Below are 21,264 nucleotides of genomic sequence, written 5' to 3' on the forward strand. Positions count from 1 at the left end.
GAAGGCGCGGCTGCCGCGCCTGCCTCAGCTGTTTCCGTTTAAAGAACGAGCCTGAACTTCGAGAAGCCGTCGGCGCCGTCGCCGGCATCCTCGATCTTGACGCTCTTGACCTCGCCAAGGAACTGCTTTGCCTTCGGGCCGCTTTCGAAGGTCGCCGTCGTGCCCGGCAGCGGCTTGAAGGTCCAGTTCGCATCCGCCGACGGGTTGATCGTGCCCTGGTCGTGGACATAGCGGACGATGACGTCGCGGTTGGTGTCCGGCGCCTGGAAGATCACCTTGTCCGCCGCGATCTCCGGGAAACTGCCGCCCCCGCCGGCGCGGTAGTTGTTGGTGACGACGACGAATTTCTGGCCGGGATCGATCGGCTTGCCGTCGAAGGCAAGGTTCTGAATGCGGTTGGCATCCGGATTGATCGCTTTGCCGGATGAATCATATTTCGGCGGCTGCGACAGGTCGATCTGGTAGGTAACGCCGTCGATGACGTCGAAATTATAGGATGGGAAGTCGTTGTTGAGCAGCGGCGCATCCTTCGAGCCGGCTGCGATGTGATTGAACATGCCGGCCGACATTTCCAGCCAGTTCTTAACCTGGGCGCCGGTGATGGCGACGGCCTGCACCGTGTTCGGATAAAGATAAAGATCGGCGACGTTCTTGATGGCGATATCGCCGGCCGGAACATCGGTGTAATAGTCTGCGCCGCCGCGGCCGCCGGCCTTGAAAGGGGCCGCCGCCGAAAGCACCGGCAGATCCTTGTACTTGGTATCGGCCAGCATCTGCTTGATGTACCAGGTCTGGGCCTGGCTGACGACCTGCACGGAGGGATCGTCGGCAACAAGCGCGAAATAGGAATAGAGCGGTGCGGAGGTCTTGCCGACAGGGGTGCGGACATAGGCAAGCGTTGCCTCGTGCTCTGATTTTGCGGCCTCGACCACTTCCTTTTTGTCAGCGTAGTCGGCGACCACCTTCTTCTTGTCGTCACGGTGATAAATCGGCCGCGCTTCCGAGGTGAAATCGACGATCTTCCAGCTGTTGCCGTCCTTTTCGAGCAGCAGGTCGATAAGGCCGAGATGCGAGCCCCAGAAACCGGCCATGACAGCGGGCTTGCCATGCAGCGTGCCCTTGACGGGATCGGCATTAGCGATGCCGTCCCAGCTCTTCGGGCCGGGGAAGACGAGATGCTGATGGCCGGTGAAGATCGCGTCGATCCCTTCGACGGCGGCGAGATGCAGCGAGGCGTTTTCCATCTTTTCGGACGGCGCGCTGCCGTCGATGCCGGAATGGGAGAGCGCGATGACGATATCGGCGCCGGCTTCCTTCATGGCCGGAACCCAGGCTTTGGCGGCCTCGACGATATCACGCGTCTGGGCCTTGCCTTCGAGGTTCTTGATGTCCCAGAGCATGATCTGCGGCGGCACGAAGCCGATGAAGCCGATCTTGACCGGGCTCTCATTGCCGGCACCGTCCTTGATCTGTTTTTCCACGATGACGTAGGGCTTGAAGAAGAGATCGTCCTTCTTCGGGTCCGACGCGAGCTGGCCCTTGGTCAGGTTGGCGCAGACGAAGGGAAAGTTGGCGCCGGATAGGACCTTGAACATGAAGTCGAGTCCGTAGTTGAACTCGTGATTGCCGAGCGTTCCCACGGAGTAGCCGAGCGTGTTCATTGCCTTGATCACGGGATGGACGTCGCCGTCCTTCATGCCGTGCTGATAGGCCATGTAGTCGCCCATTGGATTGCCCTGCAGCACGTCGCCATTGTCGATCAGCAGCGAGTTGACGGCTTCTGCGCGGATATTGTCGATGATCGTCCCGGTGCGGGAAAGACCCATCGTGTCGTTCGGCTTGTCGGCATAATAGTCATAGGGGAAGACGTTGACGTGAATATCCGTCGTTTCCATCAGCCGGAGATGCGCCTGGTTGGCGCTGGCGCGCGCGCTGAATGGGTGCAGCAGCACCAGGGCGGAGGTGGCGGCGAGGCCGCCGAGCAGGGAACGGCGGCTCATGACGCCGACATCGAAAAGGGAAGACATTGAAACTCTCCTTGAAGGATCATGCATCGTCCGGCCCGTCAGAATTAGGACGATTTGGCGAGGAGTACACTGCAAAAATGACAGGACGGCAAAACAATCGGTAGCAAAGGCGATGCGGTTTTGAAATGCAATTTATGGTGCAGTCCTCCGACTGAAATTCATCGGAGGCGGGATCGTGAGCAAGCGTCTCATTGCGTGCCACCGCCCTCAACATCAGGAACCTCGGCGCCCGCTTGCTGCAGACGCAGGCCTTGTTGCGCTCGCCGCAATGTCAACGGCAGCTCAGGAACGATCTCGGCCGCTCCTTCGGCGCAGAATCGGTGCGGCCTTACGATTTCAGCGTCGACGTGGCCAAATGAGGTGGGCGTTCGCCGCTGGTCGCGGCTCTCAGCTGACGCACCGCCAGCACCGGCCGTATTTCCTTATGGAAAAAGCGGAAATAGGAGGAGACCTGTGCCCGCGCATTCGAATTCACGTCGAACTGGATGCCGACACGGCCATTGTGCTTCCAGCGGATGATGCCTTCGAGCAGACCGAGGTTTTCAGCTTCGATGCGCACCTTGCTGCCGGAAGCGGCATGAAGTGGCGTCTTCGTCTCCAGGGCGGCGCCGGTCACCGACAGGTTGAGAATGCGCACATCCACTTCGCTGTTCAAATATTTGACGCTGCCGAAGACGCGGCAGTTTTGCCGATCAGCCTTTCGCGCCGTGATTTTCAAGTTGCGGGTCATGCTGTCTCCCTCGATACAGTCAGGGACCATAGCAGCTGAAAATTGAAATGGTTTTAGTGGCTTGGCTAAAATTGCAGCGAACCGTCAATTGGTTTTGGCGGTTCTGCGCCCAACCACATGTTCGCGCCAGACCGTGAAAATGCCGGCGGCGACGACAATGACCGAGCCGACGATCATGTTGAGGCTCAGCGTTTCGCCATAGATGGTCACGCCGATGATCGAGGCGTAGACAAGTGACAGATAGGTCAGCGGCTGGACGGCGGCGGCATCGAGAATATCGTAGGCGCGGATCAGGAAATAATGGCTGGAAATGCTGGTCATGCAGACGAGCGCCATCCAGCCCCAGTCGCCCGGCGACATCCAGCTCCAATAGAACGGGCCGACGATGGTCATCGTGATGCCACCGACGACGCCGGTATAGAAGAAGCTGGTCATCGACGAATCGTCGCGGCTGACGAGGCGGGTGGCGATGACGTAGAAGGCGAAGTTGAAGCAGGAGGCGACGGCGATAAGCAGCTTCACATCGAAAAATTCGCCTTCCGGCTTCAGGATTAGCAGCACCCCGAAAAGTCCCGCGCCAATCGCCGCCCACCGCCGCCAACCGACCCGCTCGCCGAGGATCGGCATCGCCAGCAGCGCGATCAGAATCGGCGTCGCGGAAAAGATCGCCTGTGAGCGGGCAAGGCCGATCACGGCAAAACAGGTGATGGCCAGGACCACCTGGACCGCAAGCAGCACGCCGCGCGTCACTTGCAGAAGGGGGCGTTTGGTGCGGGCCGTCGCCTTGATGCCGCCGCGCATCTTCGAAGCGAGGATGATCGTGAAAAGCGCGAAGGCCCAGTAGCGGATCATCGTCACGAAGATCGGCGGATAGGTCGTTGCCAGATGTTTCGAGATGGCGTCCTGCAACGAAAAGATGGTGAGCGCCGAGAGAGCGAAAATATAGCCTTGGGTCTTCGATGTCATGACTTGCCATTGAGCGGGAAACGCCCGCGCGCATGAAAAGTCTGGGCAGGCTTTCGGACGATATGCAAGGGCTCAAAGCCCGACATTCGGCTTGTCGATGATCTCTCTGAGCGCAAAGCTGGAATTAATCTTGACGACGTGGGGCAGGGCCGACAGCCAGTCGCGGTGAATGCGCTCGTAGTCTTCGAGATCGCGGGCGGCGACCCTGAGGATATAGTCGTATTCGCCCGACATCAGATAGCAAACCAGCACGTTTGGGCAGAGCTTCACTGCCGCCTCGAATTCCGCCAGCGTCTTGGCGAACTGGCCGGAGAGCGAGATATGCACGATGGCGATCATCTTGTAGTCGAGCGCCTTGTGCGACAGCCGCGCATGGTAACCGTCGATGACGCCGCTTCTTTCCAGGATGTCGAGCCGGCGCGAACAAGCCGAAGGCGACAGGCCGATCCTTTCAGCAAGCTCGGCATTGGTGATGCGGGCATTGGCCTGCAATGCCTTGAGAATCGCAAGATCGATGGTATCGAGATCGGCCATTCGAAGGACCTTCGAAAAAAGGAATATGAGGCGCAATAATAGCCGAAAAATCGTCTATTCGCAAATCGTCTTTGCAAGGACATTTCACCGCCTTGGTGGTTGGATTCATCGTCTGAGGAGATCCGCAATTGCGGAGACGATAAGAGAGGAACGCCAATGCGTGTCGGTTGCCCGAAGGAAATCAAGAATCATGAATATCGCGTCGGTCTGACACCGGCTTCTGTGCGCGAATATGTCGCCCACGGCCACGAGGTCTGGGTCGAGACCAAGGCGGGCGCCGGCATCGGCGCCGATGACGCCGCTTATGCCGCGGCTGGCGCGAAGATTGCCGCCTCCGCCAAGGATATCTTCGAAAAGTGCGACATGATCGTCAAGGTGAAGGAACCGCAGGCCTCCGAATGGGCGCAACTCCGCGACGGTCAGCTTCTCTACACCTATCTGCATCTCGCCCCGGATCCCGAACAGACCAAGGGTCTTCTCGCCTCCGGCGTCACCGCGATTGCCTATGAGACGGTCACCGACGAGCGCGGCGGCCTGCCGCTGCTGGCGCCGATGTCGGAGGTCGCCGGCCGCCTGTCGATCCAGGCGGGAGCAACCGCCCTGCAGAAGGCCAATGGAGGGCTCGGCGTGCTGCTCGGCGGCGTGCCTGGCGTGCTGCCAGGCAAGGTCACGGTGATCGGCGGCGGTGTCGTCGGCCTGCACGCGGCCCGGATGGCCGCCGGTCTCGGCGCCGATGTCAGCATCCTCGACAGGTCGCTGCCGCGCCTGCGCCAGCTCGACGACATCTTCGCTGGCCGCGTCCACACGCGGTATTCCAGCATCCAAGCATTGGAGGAGGAAGTCTTCTCGGCTGATCTGATTATCGGCGCCGTGCTGATCCCCGGTGCTGCCGCTCCGAAGCTCGTCACCCGCGAGATGCTGTCCGGCATGAAGAAGGGCTCCGTCATCGTCGACGTCGCGATCGACCAGGGCGGCTGCTTCGAGACCTCGCATGCCACCACCCATTCCGATCCGACCTACGAAGTCGACGGCGTGGTGCATTATTGCGTCGCCAACATGCCGGGCGCAGTCCCCGTCACCTCGGCGCATGCGCTTAACAATGCGACGCTCGTCCATGGCCTCGCGCTTGCCGACCGCGGCCTGCGCGCCATCGCCGAAGACAAGCATCTGAGGAACGGCCTCAACGTGCACAAGGGTCGCATCACCAACAAGCCGGTCGCCGAGGCGCTCGGCTACGAGGCCTTCGCGCCGGAGAGCGTGCTCAACGTAGCGTAAGCTTCCTGACTCGAGGTTAGGCGCCGGTCTCCGCAAGGGCCGGCGCCTCTATCTTGTCGATCCGGCATTGAAAGCAGTTGTTGCGCGCTGAGCGGACATGAACATACGCAATGTCAGACCGCGCGAGTAATGTCTCGGCATAGGCCGGAATATCGGCGATCTCGGTCACTGCGCCGGTGCCATAGACGATGCGGTCATTCTCGCCATAGCCGCGAACGATGAAGTCAGGGCTCATCGCCAGCATCGGCGGCTGGATCTCCTCGGCGGCGTAACGCCGGCAGCGCTGTTTGTGCAGGAAAATCGGCCCGGTCTCGGCATAGGGCTGCAACGCCGGGAACGGTCGGTAGGCGAAAACCAAGAACTCCTCGCCCTCTTCGATATTCTGCAGGCAGTGGCGGCAAGGGTTGCCGTCACCGTCTGATATCATCGTCTCGGGCAGGTTGTCATAGGCGTCGCGGCCGCCGTTCCAGAGAGCTTCGGCATCGGCAGTCGGCATGGCGGCAAAACGAATGACGGTCATGGCAATCTCCTTTGTGATTGTCATGAAATGCGCCCGAATGATCGCGTGAGCCACCCGTTTCTTGCGCGCCGCAGGCATTGGGGCGTCATGGGCCGGCGTCCTTGTCGCGGTAAAATGCTGTCGTCGATCCGATCGTGTCTCTCGTGGCAGCGCCGGGTATGTCTAGCCTCTCCATCCCGTGGTAAGCGATCGGGTGGCACATGTAAGGGCCGCTGGTCGGGTTGTGAGGGTCGCTGGCCCGACCTTACACCTCACGAGTTTCGCTTTCTGGGGGACAGGTGATGGCCGAAGAAGCAGTATTGAACTTCGCAGACTTCTATGATGCGGAGCTTGCTCTCCACAACGCGCATTTTAGGGTCGTCGCCGCAGTCGGGCATTCTGATCGTGTGCTCGATATCGGTTGCGGCGCTGGACAAACCACCCGTGACGCGGCTCGCGCTGCTGAAAAAGGACGAGCGCACGGAATAGACCTGTCCGTCACGATGCTGGAGATTGCCCGCCGGCGCAGTGCCGAGGAGGGCTTGTCAAATGCGACGTTCGAAGTGGCGGATGCGCAGAACCATGTCTTCGCTCAAGGGGAATTTGACATTTGCATCAGTCGATTTGGCGTCATGTTCTTCGCGGATCCGGCGGCAGCCTTCGCGAACATCGCCAACGCCCTACGGCCAGGAGGTCGTTTCGTGTTCATGGTCTGGCAGGGCAGAGACCGCAATGAGTGGGCGACCGGCATCCATGAGGCCCTTGACCCTGAAGCAACCGGTCCGGTTGCGGCCAGCAAGGCCTTTTCGCTGAGCGAACCCTCCGTGACTTCTGCGCTGCTAGAAACGGCTGGGTTCACTGCCATCGAGTTCTATGAAATAAACGAGCCTGTATACTACGGTCCGAATCCTCAGACTGCATTGGCGACTATTCAGACATTTGAGAATGTCGAGAAAGCTCTCAATCATCCCACTGCTACGGCCGCCAAAATACGGGCGCGGCTACTCGACATGCTGGAGGCGCACCAGACACTCCACGGAATTCACTTCGATTCGCGCGCATGGTTGATCACAGGCCGCCGGCACGGCTAGATGTTATGGGCTTCAACGGAGGCGGCACGGTTGGGGTTTAATAAGGTCAAACTCGTGCACGGATCATTTGCTATCGAATCCGCAAACTGCATGACGAAAAGGAGAAGGCGATGGCCGACGTCGATCTCGCGCTGCTGGCGCAGCAGAATGCAGAAATACTGGAAGAGCTGAAGGCCTTGCGCCGGGAGGTGGCGGAACTGAAGGAGCAGTCGGATCGCACACTCGATTTCGAGCGCCGCAACGATCCGCGCCGCCCGAACAACCTGTCGCGACGTTAGCGACGTCGGGAAAGAGAGCGGTCAGCCTTTCCGCGCCATCTCCAGAAGTTCCTTGTCGCTCAGCGGCCGGACGATGCCGGTGCCTGTGGACACCGGGGAGAAACCGAACATTTGGTAGAGCTGCAGAGCGCGCGGATGGTCGAGATTGTTGGTGGTGGTGGTGACCCGCTTCGGATTGAGCGTCCAGATGGCGTAGAGCGCCTGCAGCAGGAACCATTTACCGATGCCGAGGCCGAGCGCATGTTCGATCAGGCCGAAATGGCTGAGCTCGATCGTATCCTCGTCCTCGCAAAAATATTCGTAGAAGCCGGCGGGCGCGCCGTTGACGTAGAGGACGCTGATATTGTTGCGCTTGTCATTCAGCGTCAGGGTAAGCTGCTCGTCGCTCATCCGCAGCCGGTCCACCCATTGCCAGCGCGCGCCCACCTGCCGGTAGAGGTAGCGATAGAAGGGCAGCGGTATCTCAGGCGCGCGCATGATCGCCGTCTGGATATTGACGGGCACCGGCATGCTAGCCTTCGGCGCCGCTGTCATTTCGAGCCGCGTGATGTGAGCTTTCAAAGAAGCGGGTGTCTTCCCCATGGCGATCAGGCTTTAACCGGCGTCGGCGGACCGGTGACGATGGGCGTATCGTCACGGCTGCCCCACTCGCTCCATGAGCCGTCATAGAGTTTGTTGTCGTGATGGCCGAGCGACTCCAGCGCCAGCGTGATGATCGCCGCTGTTATGCCCGAGCCGCAGGAAGTGACGACGGGCTTGGAAAGATCGATGCCGGCATCCTCGATCGTCTGGCGGAGTTCGGGCAGCGACTTGAAGCGGCCCTGGTTGGCGAAGGTGCCGGAGGGCAGGCTGCGGGCGCGGGGCATATGGCCGGAGCGCATGCCGGCGCGCGGCTCGGGCTCGGCGGCGGCGAAGCGGCCGGCGCTGCGGGCATCGGCGATCTGCATCGCGCCGCTCGAGACGATGTCGCGCATCGTATCGAGCGTCACGACACGGCTCTCGTCGAAGTCAGGCCTAAAGGTCGCCGGCGCAGGGTCGGGTGTCGTGGTTTCTAGCGGACGGCCTTCGGCCTTCCAGCCGTCGAGACCGCCGTCGAGCACGAAGACGTTCTTTGCGCCCATCACCCGGAACAGCCACCAGACGCGGGGCGAGGCGAACAGACCGATGCCGTCATAGACGACGATGCGATCGTTCTCGCTGATTCCGAGCCGGCCGGCCTCAGTGGCGAAATAATCGGGCGAGGGGATCGTGTGCGGTAGCGACGTCGAATGGTCGGCGATCTTGTCCTGGTCGAAGCGGATGGCGCCGGGAATATGGCCGGCCGCGTATTCGGCATCGGCATCGCGCTTCTGCGCCGGCAGATAGAAGGAGGCGTCCAGCACCCGTAGATCCGGTTCGCCGAGTTCGGCCTGCAGCCAGTCGGCCGAGACGACGAAACGGCTCTTGGTCTCATTCATGATGATCTCCCTTGATGGTCAGGCTTCGTCGCCGGGCGTACCGAAACGGATGCGGAAGCGCCGGTTCTCTTTGCCCTTTTTCTCGATTTTGGCGATGTGAATCTGGCCGACTTCCTGTGTTTCGGAGACATGTGTGCCGCCGCAGGGCTGGCTGTCAATCGACGAGTTCTCGCCGATGCAGACGAGGCTGACGCGCCCAAGCCCGATCGGCGGGCGGACATTCTTCGATTTGACGATATCGGGGTTGGCTGCAAGCTCCTCGTCGGTAATCCACTGCAGATAGACCGGATGATTCTCAGCGACCAATTCCATCAGCTTGGCGGTTACAGCGTCCTTGTCGATCGTCTCGCTCATGTCGAAGTCGACGCGGCTCTCCTCCTCGCCGACGGCGGCGCCGGTGATCGGATAGGAGCAGACGACGGAGAGCAGATGGCAGGCCGTGTGCATGCGCATCAGCCTGTAGCGGCGCTGCCAGTCGACATGCAGAACCAGCGTTTCTCCGACATCAGGCCGCGGCTCGGTTTCGAGGGGAACATGGATGACGATATCCTTGCTTGCACCGTGCTTCGTCTGGCCGAGCGCGATCCTGGTGCCGTCAGCACGTTCAAGTTCGCCCGTATCACCCGGCTGGCCGCCTGACGTCGCATAGAAGCAGGTCTGGTCGAGTTCAATGCCCCCATCTTCGTGCACGGCGGTGACAACCGCCTCGCATGTCGAGAGATAGAAGTCGTCACGATAAAGGGCATTGACGGGCATGGGTCTCACGCGGGTTCGTAGGGAACGTCGATCTCGGGCGACTTGGCCATCCAGCCCGGAACGGGCAGTCCCTTCGAGGTCAGGAAATCCGGGTTGAAGAGCTTTGACTGATAGCGGTTACCGTAGTCGCAGAGGATCGTCACCACCGTGTGGCCGGGTCCGAGATCCCGGGCGAGTTTGACCGCGCCGGCAATGTTGATCGCCGTCGAGCCGCCGAGGCAGAGGCCCTCGTTTTCGACGAGATCGAAAAGATAGGGAAGCGCTTCGGCATCAGAGACCCGATAGGAAAAATCAGGTGTGAAGCCCTCGAGATTGGCGGTGATGCGGCCTTGGCCGATGCCCTCGGTGATCGAGGAGCCCTCGGATTTCAGTGTGCCGTTGTGGTAGAATTCATAGAGGGCGGCGCCATCGGGATCGGCGATGCCGATCTTGATGTCCGCATTGAAGGCTTTGAGGCCGGCTGCGACACCCGCCAGCGTGCCGCCGGAGCCGACGGAGCAGATGAAACCGTCGACCTTGCCGTCGGTATCGTTCCAGATTTCTTTTGCCGTCGTTTCGATATGCGCCTGCCGGTTGGCGACATTGTCGAACTGGTTTGCCCAGATCGCCCCGTTCGGCTCGGTCTTGGCCAGTTGTTCGGCGAGTCGGCCCGAGACCTTCACATAATTGTTCGGGTTCTTGTAGGGAACGGCGGGCACTTCGACGAGTTCGGCGCCGAGCAATTTCAGCGCGTCCTTCTTTTCCTGGCTCTGCGTTTCCGGGATGACGATGACGGTGCGGTAGCCGAGCGCCTTGGCAACCAGCGTCAGCCCGATGCCGGTATTGCCGGCTGTGCCTTCGACGATGACGCCGCCGGATCGAAGCAGCCCTTTCCGTTCCGCGTCGCGGATGATGTAGAGCGCTGCGCGATCCTTCACCGACTGGCCGGGGTTCAGGAACTCCGCCTTGCCGAGAATGGTGCAGCCGGTCGCCGCCGAAGCGCCCTTGAGCTTGATCAGGGGGGTGTTGCCGATGGCTTCGAGGACGGAAGGGTGGAAGGTCATGGAATCTGCCTCTATTCGAACTCTTACTTTAGGAACGGTCTTTTCCCTTCACAAGGCTGAGTTGGCAAGAAATGCTATTCCACGCCTCTGTCGGGCACGATAAAATTTGGCCTTCCTCCCCCGAAATGACGCATGGCCGGCAATCCCGCCGCGGGCGGGTGATCCGACGATTGACTTTCCCCGTACGGATGACGACAAAGCGACAGCGGAGCGCGGTAACAGGGCGTGGCCGAAACGGGCATGATTCACGAGCAGATCGACACGATCGATGCATTGATGGCGCATTATGTCGCCGGCTCCCTGCCCGAGCCGGCGCGTGTGCTGGTGCAGTCTCATCTGGAAATGAAACCGGATAATCGCCGCCTGGTGAACAGCCTCGAACTGCTGGCCGGGGAGGCGCTCGAAAGTGCTCCTGCAGCCGCCATTGCCGACCGCGACCGGCGGCTTGCGGCGATCTTTTCCTCCGCCTCTCCCATGTCGGCGCCGGCCGCCGCGCGGCGGGAAAACGCGCTGTTTCCCCAAGCGTTGCGCGATCTCGTCGGCTTCGAAGCCGAGGATGTGCCCTGGCGCACGCGGTTGCCGGGGTTCAAGGAATATTGCCTCGACATGGACGGCTGCGAGGTCAGCCTGATGTGGATCCGCCCGGGTCGCGCCTTGCCGGCGCATACGCATGAAGGCTTGGAACTGATCCTCATTCTTGACGGCGCGTTCAACGATGAGCGCGGCCGTTTCGGCCCCGGCGACATCTCCATTGCCGACGACACGATCGACCACCGGCCAGTCGCCGAAAAGGACAGGCCCTGCATCGCCTTTGCCGTTTCGGACGGGCCGGTGAAGCTCACCGGATCCCTTCGTCAGATGATCGGCGATCTGATCGGCTGAAAGCAGCCACAATGGTGTGATAGAGCCATAAATCCGGGAGGAGCAGAGAAACTTCCGGACCTGTTTTCGTGTTTGCAAGGCAGCAGGAGGAACATGTCATGCGTGATTTCATCGCCCGTCCCGAACATGGAGTCGTCTGGATCACCGGGGCGAGCTCGGGTATCGGCCGGGCGCTGGCGCTGAAGCTCGCGGCTGAAGGATACAAGGTCGCAGTCACCGCCAGAAGTCACGAAAAGCTGGTCGAACTGCAGGCCGAGGCCCGCGGCCTTTCCGGCAGCATCGTCGTTCTCGACGGCGACGTCACCGATGCCGAGGACATGGAACATGTCATGGCTTCAATCGAATATGAACACGGCACGCTCGCCATGGCGATCCTCAATGCCGGCGTCTGCCTGCCTGTTCATGGCGAGGATCTGAACCGCGCCGATTTCGACAAGAGCTTTGCCGTCAATCTTTCCGGCGTCGTCAACTGCATGGTGCCGGCAATCGGTCATATGAAGGCGAAAGGGCAGGGGCAGATCGCCGTTGTCTCCTGCGCCACCGGCTATGGCGGTCTGCCGACGGGTGCTGCCTGTGGCGCCACCAAGGCGGCGCTGATCAACATGGCCGAAAGCCTGAAATTCGATCTCGACAAGATCGGCATCCGCATCCAGCTCGTCAGCCCGGGTTTCGTCGATACGTCGGCGGCCGGGAAGAACGCCTTTCCGATAACATCAGTGGTGTCGGTCGAGGAGGCTGCCCAGCAGATTGCCGCCGGGCTGAAGTCGCAGGCCTTCGAGATCACCTTCCCCAGGCGGTTCACCACCATGCTGAAACTCGCGCGCCTGCTGCCCTATTGCGCTTATTTCCCGCTGGTCAACCGCGTCACCGGCTGGCGCGAGCGGCCGTCATCGCCTGGTCACCATCCGGCGACACCGCATCCGGCGGAATGATCAGCTGCTGCGCGAGAACACGACCTGTCGCACATCGATATTGCGGGCGCGGAAGCCGGCTTCGCAATAGAACAGATAGAATTCCCAGAGCCGTTTGAAACGCTCGTCGAAGCCCATCGGGCGGATGCGTTCCCAGACTGACCAGAAGCGCTCGCGCCATTCGGCAAGCGTGCGGGCATAGTCGAGCCCGAAGCCGAAGTCTCTGACCAGTGACAGATCGACCTTGCCGGCGAGTTCGGCCAGATGATTGCGCGTCGGCAGCATGCCGCCGGGAAAGACATATTTCTGGATGAAGTCAGGATTGCTGCGATACTGGTCGAAGGACTCGGGTTTGATCGTGATGATCTGCAGACCGGCCTTGCCGCCGGGTTTCAGACATTGCCTGAGCTTGGAGAAATAGGACGGCCAGTATTTCTCGCCGACCGCTTCGAACATTTCGATCGAGACGATCCGGTCGTAGAGCCCGATCTCGTCACGGTAATCCTGGAAACGGAATTCGACGCGGTCGTCGAGGCCGGCCTTGTGGATGCGCTCCTGCGCAAAGGCGAGCTGCTCGCGGCTGATCGTCAGCCCCGTCACCTTGCAGTTCAATTCGCCAGCGGCGAATTCGGCAAAACCGCCCCAGCCGCAGCCGATTTCCAGCACGTGATCCCCCGGCCCGATGCCGGTCGCCTCGGCGAGCGCGCGATATTTGGCGTTTTGGGCCGATTGCAGGTCGTTGGCCCCTGTGGAGTAGAGCGCTGAGGAATAGGTCATGCTTGGATCGAGCCATTGCCTGTAGAAATCATTGCCGAGATCGTAATGGGCGGAGATGTTGCGCTTGGAGCCCGTCCTGGTATTGGCGTTCATCCAGTGGCGTACGCGCTCGAAGAGGCGGCCGACACCGCTCTTGCCATGCGCATAGCTGAACGCGGCCTCGCCGTTGACCAGGAAGAGTTCGAGGAAGGCGGTGAGGTCGGGGCTGTCCCAATCGCCGTCCATATAGGTCTCGGCGACCCCGATCGTGCCGCTCGTCAGCGCCCGATAGGCGAGGTTCCAGTTGTGGAGGCTGAGCGCCGCCTTTGGCCCGGCCTTCTGGCCCTCGACCAGCAGCCGGCGGCCATCGGGGAGAGTAACGGCGAGCGAACCGTGCTGCATGTGCAGAAGTCCGCGCAACGCCAGCTTTGCCTTGAAGGGCAGGCCCTTCACCATGCGGGACATGTTTTCGGCCGTCAGCGTCACCGCATCACGAGCCAGCAGATTCCAGTCCTGCGCCTTGCTCATCTCTCCTCCTCCAGCATTTTCTTGCCGGTTAGGGACGACGAAGCCCTAGAATATACGCGCGGCCGCCCCCCGGCGATTAGATCGAAGGCTACTGCATAATTGCTCAAATCGGAACAGATTTAAGATAAGATCGTAAGAGCGGTTCAATCTGTCTCAGCGCCTTTGCTCGTCCGAAAAGACGGGCGGCGCGGAACGGAAGTGCGCGTTCATACGGCATGCTTTGTGACGTCGTAGGCGGCCAGCGCCCGGTTGCGCGCGCTGGCGTGATCGACGATCGGTCTCGGATAGGTCTGGCCAAGAATGATGCCTGCCGAGTCGAGCACGCTCTCCGGTGCCTCGAACGGCCGATGGATGTAGTTTGCCGCGAGTTCTCGAAGCTCAGGCAGATAAGTTCTGACATAGTCGCCGTGCGGATCGAAGGTTTGGCCCTGCAGCACCGGATTGAAGATCCGGAAGAACGGCGACGCATCGGCTCCCGAGCCCGCCACCCACTGCCAGCTTGCCGCATTGTTGGCGGGGTCGGCATCAACAAGCGTGTCGCGAAACCATGCCTCGCCCCGGCGCCAGTCGACCATCAGATCCTTGATGAGGAAGGAGGCGACGATCATCCGCACGCGATTGTGCATCCAGCCATGCCGCCAGAGTTGGCGCATGCCGGCATCGACGATCGGATAACCGGTCATGCCGCGGCGCCACGCCGCGAAATCGTCATCGTCATTGCGCCATTTAAAGCCGTCGAAACGAGCGTTCCAGTTGTCCGAAGCAAGACGCGGGAAATGGAATAGCAGGTGGTAGGAGAATTCACGCCAGGCGATCTCCTTGCGGAAATGCAGGATGTCGGCCGCCGGCATCCGTTTCGACAGACCACGCGTCGCGTCCCAGATGCGGGCAGGGGAGATCTCGCCGAGCGCCAGATGCGGCGACAGCAACGATGTCGCCTGCTTCGCCGGATAGTCGCGGTTTTCCTTATAACCGTCGAGCCCGTCCTCGACGAAGGAGCGGAGCTTTTCCCGCGCGCCTTGTTCGCCCGGCGTCCAGAGATCGCCGAAATCCCTCGCCCAGTCCGGCTTGGTCGGCAGCAGTTTCCAGCTCTCCAGCCTTTCCGATTTCGGAAGCTGCGCTGCCAGCCGCAGTTTCGCCGGCGCCTCCACCGGCCGCTCCGGTTCGCCGGCGCCTTCCAGCGCGCGCCAGAACGGTGTGTAGACACGATAGGGCGTGCCGCCGCCGGTCATCAGCCGGGAAGGGTCGTGAAGCAACTGGCCGCCGAAGCTGCTCACCTCGATCGCCTGCTTTTGCAATTCGTGCTTGATACGGATGTCGATGGCCGTTCCGGACGGATCGTAGCATCGGTTCCAGAAGACGGCTTCGGCGCCGCTCTCGCTGATGAGGGCGCCAAGCACGTCGAGTGCCTCGCCGCTGGCAAGCACCAGCCGTCCCTGCCGCTTGCGCAGCGACCCGTCGAGCGCTTCCAGCGAATGATGCAGCCACCACGCCTGCGCCGCACCGAGCGCACCGCTATGTGCCGCGGGCTCTTTGATATAGAGAGGGATGATCGGTCGCCCGGAGAGATCGGCTGCCGCGAGCGCATGGTTGTCGTCAAGGCGCAAATCCTTGCGAAACCACAGTATGACCGGTTTTGCCGCGTCCTTTGCCAATGAGACCGTTCCCTTGTTCGTTCAAGCTGCTGCGGATGTACGGAAAGCCCGGATCAAAAGTTTCGTTGCTACGTGAAAAAAGGCCGGCGTGAACCGGCCTTTTCAAGCGTGACGCACTTTGTGCGACATGCTTTGTAGCAAAGACTGCCTGTCAGTTGTCGTATTCGCGGCAGGCTTCGCTGATCGAGGCGCCGCTTTCGCCGCCGCGTGTATCGACGCCCGACCTCTGTTGCGGCATGCCAGGGCATTCCATCGTTTGCGGCTGACCGATGCTCTGTGTCGTCATCGGATCGACCGGAGCGGTGCGTACCGGATACATGCCGTTGTCACTGTTGGTGTAATCGGAAGAATAGGTACCCGAACTCGGGTCGGTCGAGCCGCCATTGGTCGGCCCGATGGGATCGGGGTTCGACTGGGCAAAGGCCGAGGATGCCATGCCGATCGCAAGCAGCGAAGCGGCGATAAGGGACTTGCTCATAAGGATATCCTCCTTTGATTTTCATCTTGGGTGGCCCTTGGGTAACCGCCTGCTGGAATCATTGTTCCGAAATTTGCGAAAAACCTGCACGCGACCTCTCATGGTTACGCATAAACCTTAACCGCCGAAGCCGCTGGATCACGGATGCCGCCTGCCTTAGTGGCATGCTGAAACGCTAAAAATCAGCAGCATGAGGCCGCTATGTTCGTTTCCCCCCGCGAGGCTGCAGATCTCGGTCTCCAGATTGCCCTCGCACTTGCCCTGACGGCAAGCGGCATGGCGATCGCGTCCTCTGCCATGGGCGGCGAGAAGGCCGGTATATCAGCGATCGACCTCAGCCGCCCCTCCCTATGGACCGACGTCCCGATGCGCGTCGACCCGACACAGGCCTATCTGCGCTCCGACGCTCCCGCCGAGCTGGAACTCGCCGGCGGCCGCGATGAACTGTGCCATGACCCGATCGGCCTGCGCCTCTCCTGCGACTTGATCGCCACCGGCAGCACAGCCTTTTAGATGACGATCTGAGCGCGTCAGCGCGAACGGCCGGTGGCCGATAGCTGCACGGGCAGGATCGTCGACGCCTTGATGTCCTTCAGGACGAACATCGTATGCATCTCCTTGATGCCGGGCAGGCGGCGGATCACTGTCATGGCAAATTCGCATAGTTGTCGAGATCGGTTGCGACCACCTGCAGCAGGAAGTCAGCTTCGCCGGCGACGGAAAAACAGGCGATGACCGCCTCCAGTTCGCCGACCTCGCGCTCGAAACGCTCGGCCTCGTCATGGGAATGCGTATCGATCTGTACACGCACGAAGGCGAGGACGCCGAGGCCGACGGCGCGCCGATCGACGAGAGCCTGATAGCCGCGGATGACACCGGCCTCTTCCAGCCGCTTCACTCTGCGCCAGCAGGGCGAGGTCGACATCCCAACGCGTTCCGCCAGCTCCTGGTTGGTCAGCCGCCCCTCGCTCTGCAATGCCTTCAATATGCGGATATCTCCCGGCTCGAATTCCATCGTCGGTAAGTCCTTTCGAATTTTATCATTATACAGGTAGATCCTACCAAAATCGCGGGCGGAACGACAGGAATAGGCAGAATATTTCCCTGGCTTTCGATAGGCTGAGGAGATCGAGCCAGGAAGGGAGAATGAGGGATGACGGGTGAGGACTGGCGTGTCGCGGTGATCGTCGAGCCGGGGTTGCCGACCGGCGAACTCGCCAACACCGTCGCCGTGCTATCGATCGGGCTCGGCGCTGCGGCCCCCGCGCTTGCCGGAGGGCGGCTGAGTGACCAGGCCGGCCGGATATTTCATGTGAGCGCCAACAAGCCGGTACCTGTCCTGCAGGCGGCGGCCGCGGATCTGAGATCGCTGCTGCTGAAGGCCTTGCCGGCGCCTGACGGAGCCCTGGTCGTGCCATTCCCGCGTTTTGCACGCGCCTTGCACGTCTATGCCGACTACGAGGCTTCGTTGCCGGAGCGCGACCTGTCTTCGGAAACCATCGACGGCATCGGGCTCGCCGGTCCGACGAAGTGGATCCGCTCGCTGACGGGCTCGCTGAAGCTGCTTCGCTGACGCATGTCGCCAAGGTCTGCCGCGGCGTTAGACCGGCCCGTCCCTGCCAAAGCTTGCAAAAGGCCTCGATTTGCCGTTTCATCGGGCGATAACGATAACCATCCGATGCTCTTCCTTAAAGGATCCGCCTTTGTCCCTGCCGATGCCCCGCGGCTTCGAGAAGCCTTATGCCGCCTTCCTGTTCGATATGGATGGCACCATCCTCAATTCGATCCGTGCTGCCGAGCGTGTATGGAGCGACTGGGCAAAGCGTCAGGGGCTCGATGTCGCCGCCTTTTTGCCGAAGATGCATGGATCGCGCGGCGTCGACACGATCGCCCGCCTGAACCTGCCAGGCGTTGACCCCGAACATGAGGCCAGGCTGGTGACCGAGGCCGAAATCGCCGATGTTGGCGATGTCGTGGCCATTCCGGGTGCCGCGGCATTCCTGAGTGCGCTGCCGCCGGATCGCTGGGCGATCGTCACATCTTCGCCACTGCGCCTTGCCCATCGGCGGCTGGACGCGGCAGGTCTGCCGCTGCCGAAATTCATGGTGACGGCGGAGGATGTGAAGGTCGGAAAACCCGATCCGCAATGTTATATCCTGGGCGCCGAACGCCTCGGCGTCAGCACACGGGATTGCCTGGTGTTCGAGGATGTCGCAGCCGGTATCATCGCCGGCGAGGCGGCGGGCGCCGATGTCATGGTCGTGACCGCAACCCATCACCAGAAGATGGACACGCCGCATCCGACCCTCTCGTCCTATGACGAGATCTCGGTCCGCATCTCAGCCGACCATAAGATGTTTATCGTCCCCAAAGCGGCCTGACACCGCCCGATCCCCGCTGAGTGCTCACTCCGCGGCTGCAGCGAGACAGCGATCGATGATCCTGCCGATTTCGCCGCGGCAGGAGCCGCAATTGGTTCCGGCGCTCAGTTCCTTGCCGACCGCCTCGACGCTGTGGCATCCGCCGAGTACCGCGGCAGCGATCTGATTGACCCCGACGCTGAAGCAGGAGCAGACGGTGGCGCCCGGATCCGGTCTGCCGGCGCCGGGACGGCCAGCGACCAGCGCAAAGCGTTTTCTCAAATCGCCGTGGGCGGTGGCGAGCTGCGAAATTGCCCAGTTGCGCGCGACGGCGACCGGTTCGCGGGCGAGGAACAGTGCGGCCAGCAGGGTCTCGCCGTCGAAGAAGGCGAGCCTGAGGTCGCCGGATTGCCGGTCGGCATAACCCAGCGGCTCGATGCCATCAGGAATGGCGAAAACAGCGCGGCACCAGGCCGTCCAGTCTTCGACCGCCTCGGTGAAGGCGAGCTCCAGCCGCCAGCCGCCATCGGCTTTCGCCAGCGCCCAATAGGCCGCGTCAGGTGTGGCCGGTTTTGTCGCCGAGACGGCGAAGCCGTAATGCGTGGCGCGGAAGGGGCGAATGGCGACGGCAACGTTCTTCGAGGCGGGCTGACCGGAAAAGGGGTCGGTGATCGGCGCGACCACGGCATCGATCCGCGCTTTGGCCGCGAACTGGTCGTTCCAGTGCATCGGCGCGAAGATGCCGCCACGCGCCTGGCGATCGGTCACCAGCGCCCGGACGATCGCCTTGCCGTAGGGGCTGTCGATCTCGACGAGACCAGCGCTCGATATGCCGGTCTCGATCGCATCGCGCGGATGGATCTCCGCAAAGGGTTCGGCGATATGGGCGGAAAGCCGGGCGCTCTTTCCCGTCCTCGTCATCGTGTGCCACTGGTCGCGGATGCGCCCGGTATTCAGCGTGAAGGGGAAGTCGGCATTGGTGCGGTCCGTTTCGGGCGGTGCCACTGCGACGAAGCGCGCCTTGCCATCGCCATGGTAGAAACCGCCATCGGCGAAGAAGCGGGTGACGCCGGGTTCGGTCCCTGCCGCCTGCGGCCACTGAAAGGGCGACAGCGCGTCATAGGTGTCACCGGTCAAGCCGGCGCGGGCGCCGATGTCGAAATCGCGGCTGCCGTTATTTTCGAAGGCGGAAAGGGCGGCATGTTCGGAGAAGATCTCCGCCGGCGTGTCGAAATCGAAAGCGGCGGCAAAGCCCATGCGGCGTCCGACCTCCGCAAGCTGCCACCAGTCGGCCCTCGCGTCGCCGGGGAGCCCGAGAAACGGCCGCTGTCTGGAAATGCGCCGTTCGGAATTGGTGACGGTGCCGTCCTTTTCGCCCCAGCCGAGGGAGGGCAGAAGCACCTCGGCGTGCCGGGCCGTATCCGTTTCTCTCAGGATGTCGGAAACGACGACGAAAGGACAGGCGGCGATCGCACTTTCGACGCTGTCGGCATCCGGCATCGAGACGACGGGATTGGTGGCCATGATCCAGAGCGCCTTGATGCGGCCGTCGGCTACGGCGCGGAACATGTCCACCGCCTTCAGACCAGGTTTTGCGGCGATGACGGGCGATTCCCAGAAACGCTGCACGCGATCCCGGTCTTGCGGGTTCTCGATCGCCATATGGGCGGCGAGCATATTGGCAAGACCACCGACCTCGCGCCCGCCCATTGCGTTCGGCTGGCCGGTCAGCGAGAACGGCCCCATGCCCGGGCGGCCAATACGGCCGGTCGCCAGATGACAGTTGAGGATGGCATTGACCTTGTCGGTGCCGGAGGAGGACTGGTTGACGCCCTGGCTGTAGCAGGTCACGACTTTCTCAGTCGTCTCGAACAGCCGGAAGAATTCCCGGATCTGCATGGCCGGCAGGCCGGTCCGTTCCAGCAGATCGTTGATATCAATCGCTGCGGCGGCCGCAAAGGCGCCGGCGAAACCTTCGGTGTGGGAGGCGATATAATTCTGGTCGATCGCCGGGCTGGTCGCCAGCTGGGCAAGCAGTCCCATGAACAGCGCCACGTCGCCGTCCGGGCGGATTGCCAGATGCAGGTCGGCGATGTCGCATGTCATCGTCCGGCGCGGATCGATGACCACGATCCGCATGTTCGGCCGCGCCGCCTTTGCGGTGGCCAGCCGCTGGTAGATGACGGGATGACACCAAGCGAGGTTGGAGCCTGTCAGCACCACGAGGTCGGCGAGTTCGATATCCTCATAGGTCCCCGGCACGGTATCGGCGCCGAAGGCGCGGCGATGCCCGGCGACCGACGAAGACATGCAGAGCCTTGAATTGGTGTCGATGTTGGCCGAGCCGATGAAGCCCTTCATCAGCTTGTTGGCGACATAATAATCCTCGGTCAGCAACTGGCCGGAGACGTAGAAGGCAACGGAATCAGGCCCGTGTTCGGCGATCGTTTCGGAAAAACGCCGGGCGACCAGGTCGAGCGCCTCGTCCCAGCCGCTGCGTTGACCGGCGATCTCGGGGTAAAGCAGCCGGCCGTCGAGATCGATGGTTTCGGCAAGCGCCGACCCCTTCGAGCAGAGCCGGCCGAAATTCGACGGATGCTCGGGATCTCCCTTGACGCTGACGGCGCCGGCCTCGTCGACAGTCGCGATAACGCCGCAGCCGACGCCGCAATAGGGGCAGGTGGTCTTGACCTCAGCCGCCATTATTCAGCCGCCATCAAGAGGCTTTCCAGGGCGATGAACAGGGCGCCGTTCTCGTTGCGGACCGGTATGGTCCGCACCTCGCCCTGGTCGGCACCGAGCGCCTTGCCGGTTTCGAGAGAGATCACCCAATTGTGCAGCGGGCAGGTGACGGCCTTGGCATGCACGATGCCCTGTGAGAGCGGGCCGCCCTTGTGCGGGCAGTGATCCTCGATGGCGAAAACTTCGTTTTCGGCCGTGCGGAAGACGGCGATCTTGCCCTGCGGCGTCTTCACGCAACGTGCACCGCGCAAGGGGATTTCGGAGATGTCACCGATTGAGATCCAGTTCATGTCCAT

The 21,264-nt window shown here is 61.7% G+C and carries 22 protein-coding genes and 1 pseudogene; 8 read left to right on the forward strand and 15 right to left on the reverse strand.

All coding sequences use genetic code 11. The features are described 5' to 3' along the window. Positions 1-38: 38 nt before the first annotated feature. The 4 genes from ATY29_RS03145 to ATY29_RS03160 all read right to left on the reverse strand — a co-directional run bounded on the left by ATY29_RS03145 (position 39) and on the right by ATY29_RS03160 (position 4,257). The gene (locus ATY29_RS03145) at positions 39-2,027 is read right to left on the reverse strand and encodes a bifunctional 2',3'-cyclic-nucleotide 2'-phosphodiesterase/3'-nucleotidase (protein ID WP_025415968.1); all 1,989 of its coding nucleotides are present in this window, start codon (positions 2,025-2,027) and stop codon (positions 39-41) included. Positions 2,028-2,355: 328 nt separating this feature from the next. Beyond that, entirely contained in the window at positions 2,356-2,757 is a 402-nt protein-coding gene (locus ATY29_RS03150; protein WP_003573662.1) for a PilZ domain-containing protein, read from the reverse strand. Between the two features lie 84 nt (positions 2,758-2,841). Beyond that, positions 2,842-3,723 carry a DMT family transporter gene (locus tag ATY29_RS03155; RefSeq protein ID WP_003573660.1) on the reverse strand — a complete coding sequence of 294 codons (882 nt, stop codon included), beginning with the start codon at positions 3,721-3,723 and terminating at the stop codon, positions 2,842-2,844. A 72-nt stretch (positions 3,724-3,795) separates the two neighbouring features. Beyond that, positions 3,796-4,257: an Lrp/AsnC family transcriptional regulator gene (locus tag ATY29_RS03160; RefSeq protein ID WP_003573658.1), complete on the reverse strand. Its 462-nt coding sequence runs from the start codon at positions 4,255-4,257 to the stop codon at positions 3,796-3,798. A 156-nt stretch (positions 4,258-4,413) separates the two neighbouring features. Here ATY29_RS03160 and ald point away from each other — a divergent pair, with 156 nt between their 5' ends. After that, a complete protein-coding gene (ald, locus tag ATY29_RS03165) occupies positions 4,414-5,532 on the forward strand; it encodes an alanine dehydrogenase (protein WP_003573656.1) in 1,119 nt (372 codons plus the stop codon). Positions 5,533-5,548: 16 nt separating this feature from the next. On the opposite strand, the gene ATY29_RS03170 is transcribed toward ald, so the two are convergent. After that, entirely contained in the window at positions 5,549-6,052 is a 504-nt protein-coding gene (locus ATY29_RS03170; protein WP_003573654.1) for a DUF1203 domain-containing protein, read from the reverse strand. Positions 6,053-6,330: 278 nt separating this feature from the next. Here ATY29_RS03170 and ATY29_RS03175 point away from each other — a divergent pair, with 278 nt between their 5' ends. Both ATY29_RS03175 and ATY29_RS03180 read left to right on the forward strand, forming a co-directional pair. Beyond that, positions 6,331-7,122: a class I SAM-dependent methyltransferase gene (locus tag ATY29_RS03175; protein WP_025415971.1), complete on the forward strand. Its 792-nt coding sequence runs from the start codon at positions 6,331-6,333 to the stop codon at positions 7,120-7,122. A gap of 62 nt (positions 7,123-7,184) precedes the next feature. Continuing rightward, complete coding sequence (locus ATY29_RS03180; RefSeq protein WP_097535128.1) at positions 7,185-7,400, forward strand: hypothetical protein; 216 nt, start codon at positions 7,185-7,187, stop codon at positions 7,398-7,400. A 21-nt stretch (positions 7,401-7,421) separates the two neighbouring features. Here the strand turns inward: ATY29_RS03180 and ATY29_RS03185 are convergent, their stop codons facing one another. The 4 genes from ATY29_RS03185 to ATY29_RS03200 are packed head-to-tail and all read right to left on the reverse strand — an operon-like array spanning position 7,422 to position 10,656. Then, the gene (locus ATY29_RS03185) at positions 7,422-7,982 is read right to left on the reverse strand and encodes a GNAT family N-acetyltransferase (protein ID WP_003573647.1); all 561 of its coding nucleotides are present in this window, start codon (positions 7,980-7,982) and stop codon (positions 7,422-7,424) included. 5 nt (positions 7,983-7,987) lie between these two features. Beyond that, on the reverse strand, positions 7,988-8,857 hold the full coding sequence (sseA, locus tag ATY29_RS03190; RefSeq protein ID WP_097535130.1) for a 3-mercaptopyruvate sulfurtransferase: 870 nt from the start codon (positions 8,855-8,857) through the stop codon (positions 7,988-7,990). A gap of 18 nt (positions 8,858-8,875) precedes the next feature. After that, positions 8,876-9,613 (reverse strand): alanyl-tRNA editing protein, encoded by a 738-nt coding sequence (locus ATY29_RS03195; RefSeq protein ID WP_025415973.1) that lies wholly within the window; start codon positions 9,611-9,613, stop codon positions 8,876-8,878. Positions 9,614-9,618: 5 nt separating this feature from the next. Continuing rightward, a complete protein-coding gene (locus tag ATY29_RS03200) occupies positions 9,619-10,656 on the reverse strand; it encodes a cysteine synthase A (RefSeq protein WP_003573641.1) in 1,038 nt (345 codons plus the stop codon). A gap of 240 nt (positions 10,657-10,896) precedes the next feature. Between ATY29_RS03200 and ATY29_RS03205 the strand changes: the two genes are divergently transcribed. Beyond that, a complete protein-coding gene (locus tag ATY29_RS03205; RefSeq protein WP_097535133.1) occupies positions 10,897-11,538 on the forward strand; it encodes a ChrR family anti-sigma-E factor in 642 nt (213 codons plus the stop codon). Positions 11,539-11,636: 98 nt separating this feature from the next. Next, a complete protein-coding gene (locus ATY29_RS03210; RefSeq protein ID WP_097535135.1) occupies positions 11,637-12,470 on the forward strand; it encodes an SDR family NAD(P)-dependent oxidoreductase in 834 nt (277 codons plus the stop codon). On the opposite strand, the gene ATY29_RS03215 is transcribed toward ATY29_RS03210, so the two are convergent. The 3 genes from ATY29_RS03215 to ATY29_RS03225 form a co-directional block, all read right to left on the reverse strand. Further along, positions 12,471-13,733 carry an SAM-dependent methyltransferase gene (locus ATY29_RS03215; protein ID WP_003573637.1) on the reverse strand — a complete coding sequence of 421 codons (1,263 nt, stop codon included), beginning with the start codon at positions 13,731-13,733 and terminating at the stop codon, positions 12,471-12,473. Positions 13,734-13,939: 206 nt separating this feature from the next. Beyond that, complete coding sequence (locus tag ATY29_RS03220; protein WP_097535137.1) at positions 13,940-15,388, reverse strand: cryptochrome/photolyase family protein; 1,449 nt, start codon at positions 15,386-15,388, stop codon at positions 13,940-13,942. Between the two features lie 151 nt (positions 15,389-15,539). Then, the gene (locus ATY29_RS03225; RefSeq protein ID WP_003573634.1) at positions 15,540-15,866 is read right to left on the reverse strand and encodes a hypothetical protein; all 327 of its coding nucleotides are present in this window, start codon (positions 15,864-15,866) and stop codon (positions 15,540-15,542) included. A gap of 201 nt (positions 15,867-16,067) precedes the next feature. On the opposite strand from ATY29_RS03225, the gene ATY29_RS03230 reads away from it, so the two are divergent. Beyond that, the gene (locus tag ATY29_RS03230) at positions 16,068-16,379 is read left to right on the forward strand and encodes a hypothetical protein (protein WP_003573632.1); all 312 of its coding nucleotides are present in this window, start codon (positions 16,068-16,070) and stop codon (positions 16,377-16,379) included. Positions 16,380-16,396: 17 nt separating this feature from the next. Here ATY29_RS03230 and ATY29_RS03235 read toward each other — a convergent pair. Next, positions 16,397-16,881: pseudogene (locus ATY29_RS03235) on the reverse strand (Lrp/AsnC family transcriptional regulator). Between the two features lie 138 nt (positions 16,882-17,019). Here ATY29_RS03235 and ATY29_RS03240 point away from each other — a divergent pair. Then, complete coding sequence (locus tag ATY29_RS03240; RefSeq protein ID WP_003573628.1) at positions 17,020-17,439, forward strand: PTH2-like family protein; 420 nt, start codon at positions 17,020-17,022, stop codon at positions 17,437-17,439. Between the two features lie 130 nt (positions 17,440-17,569). Beyond that, positions 17,570-18,247 carry an HAD-IA family hydrolase gene (locus ATY29_RS03245; RefSeq protein WP_003573626.1) on the forward strand — a complete coding sequence of 226 codons (678 nt, stop codon included), beginning with the start codon at positions 17,570-17,572 and terminating at the stop codon, positions 18,245-18,247. Between the two features lie 24 nt (positions 18,248-18,271). On the opposite strand, the gene ATY29_RS03250 is transcribed toward ATY29_RS03245, so the two are convergent. Both ATY29_RS03250 and nirD read right to left on the reverse strand, forming a co-directional pair. Then, complete coding sequence (locus ATY29_RS03250; RefSeq protein ID WP_097535140.1) at positions 18,272-20,929, reverse strand: nitrate reductase; 2,658 nt, start codon at positions 20,927-20,929, stop codon at positions 18,272-18,274. Continuing rightward, positions 20,929-21,264 (reverse strand): nitrite reductase small subunit NirD, encoded by a 336-nt coding sequence (nirD, locus tag ATY29_RS03255; protein ID WP_025415980.1) that lies wholly within the window; start codon positions 21,262-21,264, stop codon positions 20,929-20,931. The genes ATY29_RS03250 and nirD overlap by 1 nt, the downstream gene beginning before the upstream one ends.

Source organism: Rhizobium hidalgonense, from assembly GCF_002914525.1.
GTDB classification, from domain to species: Bacteria; Pseudomonadota; Alphaproteobacteria; order Rhizobiales; family Rhizobiaceae; genus Rhizobium; species Rhizobium hidalgonense.

Bases quoted from the DNA above. Each gene is read 5' to 3' on its own strand.
- ATY29_RS03145 (WP_025415968.1), bottom strand. From the start codon at position 2,027: ATGTCTTCCCTTTTCGATGTCGGCGTCATGAGCCGCCGTTCCCTGCTC.
- ATY29_RS03150 (WP_003573662.1), bottom strand. From the start codon at position 2,757: ATGACCCGCAACTTGAAAATCACGGCGCGAAAGGCTGATCGGCAAAAC.
- ATY29_RS03155 (WP_003573660.1), bottom strand. From the start codon at position 3,723: ATGACATCGAAGACCCAAGGCTATATTTTCGCTCTCTCGGCGCTCACC.
- ATY29_RS03160 (WP_003573658.1), bottom strand. From the start codon at position 4,257: ATGGCCGATCTCGATACCATCGATCTTGCGATTCTCAAGGCATTGCAG.
- ald (WP_003573656.1), top strand. From the start codon at position 4,414: ATGCGTGTCGGTTGCCCGAAGGAAATCAAGAATCATGAATATCGCGTC.
- ATY29_RS03170 (WP_003573654.1), bottom strand. From the start codon at position 6,052: ATGACCGTCATTCGTTTTGCCGCCATGCCGACTGCCGATGCCGAAGCT.
- ATY29_RS03185 (WP_003573647.1), bottom strand. From the start codon at position 7,982: ATGGGGAAGACACCCGCTTCTTTGAAAGCTCACATCACGCGGCTCGAA.
- sseA (WP_097535130.1), bottom strand. From the start codon at position 8,857: ATGAATGAGACCAAGAGCCGTTTCGTCGTCTCGGCCGACTGGCTGCAG.
- ATY29_RS03195 (WP_025415973.1), bottom strand. From the start codon at position 9,613: ATGCCCGTCAATGCCCTTTATCGTGACGACTTCTATCTCTCGACATGC.
- ATY29_RS03200 (WP_003573641.1), bottom strand. From the start codon at position 10,656: ATGACCTTCCACCCTTCCGTCCTCGAAGCCATCGGCAACACCCCCCTG.
- ATY29_RS03205 (WP_097535133.1), top strand. From the start codon at position 10,897: ATGATTCACGAGCAGATCGACACGATCGATGCATTGATGGCGCATTAT.
- ATY29_RS03210 (WP_097535135.1), top strand. From the start codon at position 11,637: ATGCGTGATTTCATCGCCCGTCCCGAACATGGAGTCGTCTGGATCACC.
- ATY29_RS03215 (WP_003573637.1), bottom strand. From the start codon at position 13,733: ATGAGCAAGGCGCAGGACTGGAATCTGCTGGCTCGTGATGCGGTGACG.
- ATY29_RS03225 (WP_003573634.1), bottom strand. From the start codon at position 15,866: ATGAGCAAGTCCCTTATCGCCGCTTCGCTGCTTGCGATCGGCATGGCA.
- ATY29_RS03230 (WP_003573632.1), top strand. From the start codon at position 16,068: ATGTTCGTTTCCCCCCGCGAGGCTGCAGATCTCGGTCTCCAGATTGCC.
- ATY29_RS03240 (WP_003573628.1), top strand. From the start codon at position 17,020: ATGACGGGTGAGGACTGGCGTGTCGCGGTGATCGTCGAGCCGGGGTTG.
- ATY29_RS03250 (WP_097535140.1), bottom strand. From the start codon at position 20,929: ATGGCGGCTGAGGTCAAGACCACCTGCCCCTATTGCGGCGTCGGCTGC.
- nirD (WP_025415980.1), bottom strand. From the start codon at position 21,264: ATGGACATGAACTGGATCTCAATCGGTGACATCTCCGAAATCCCCTTG.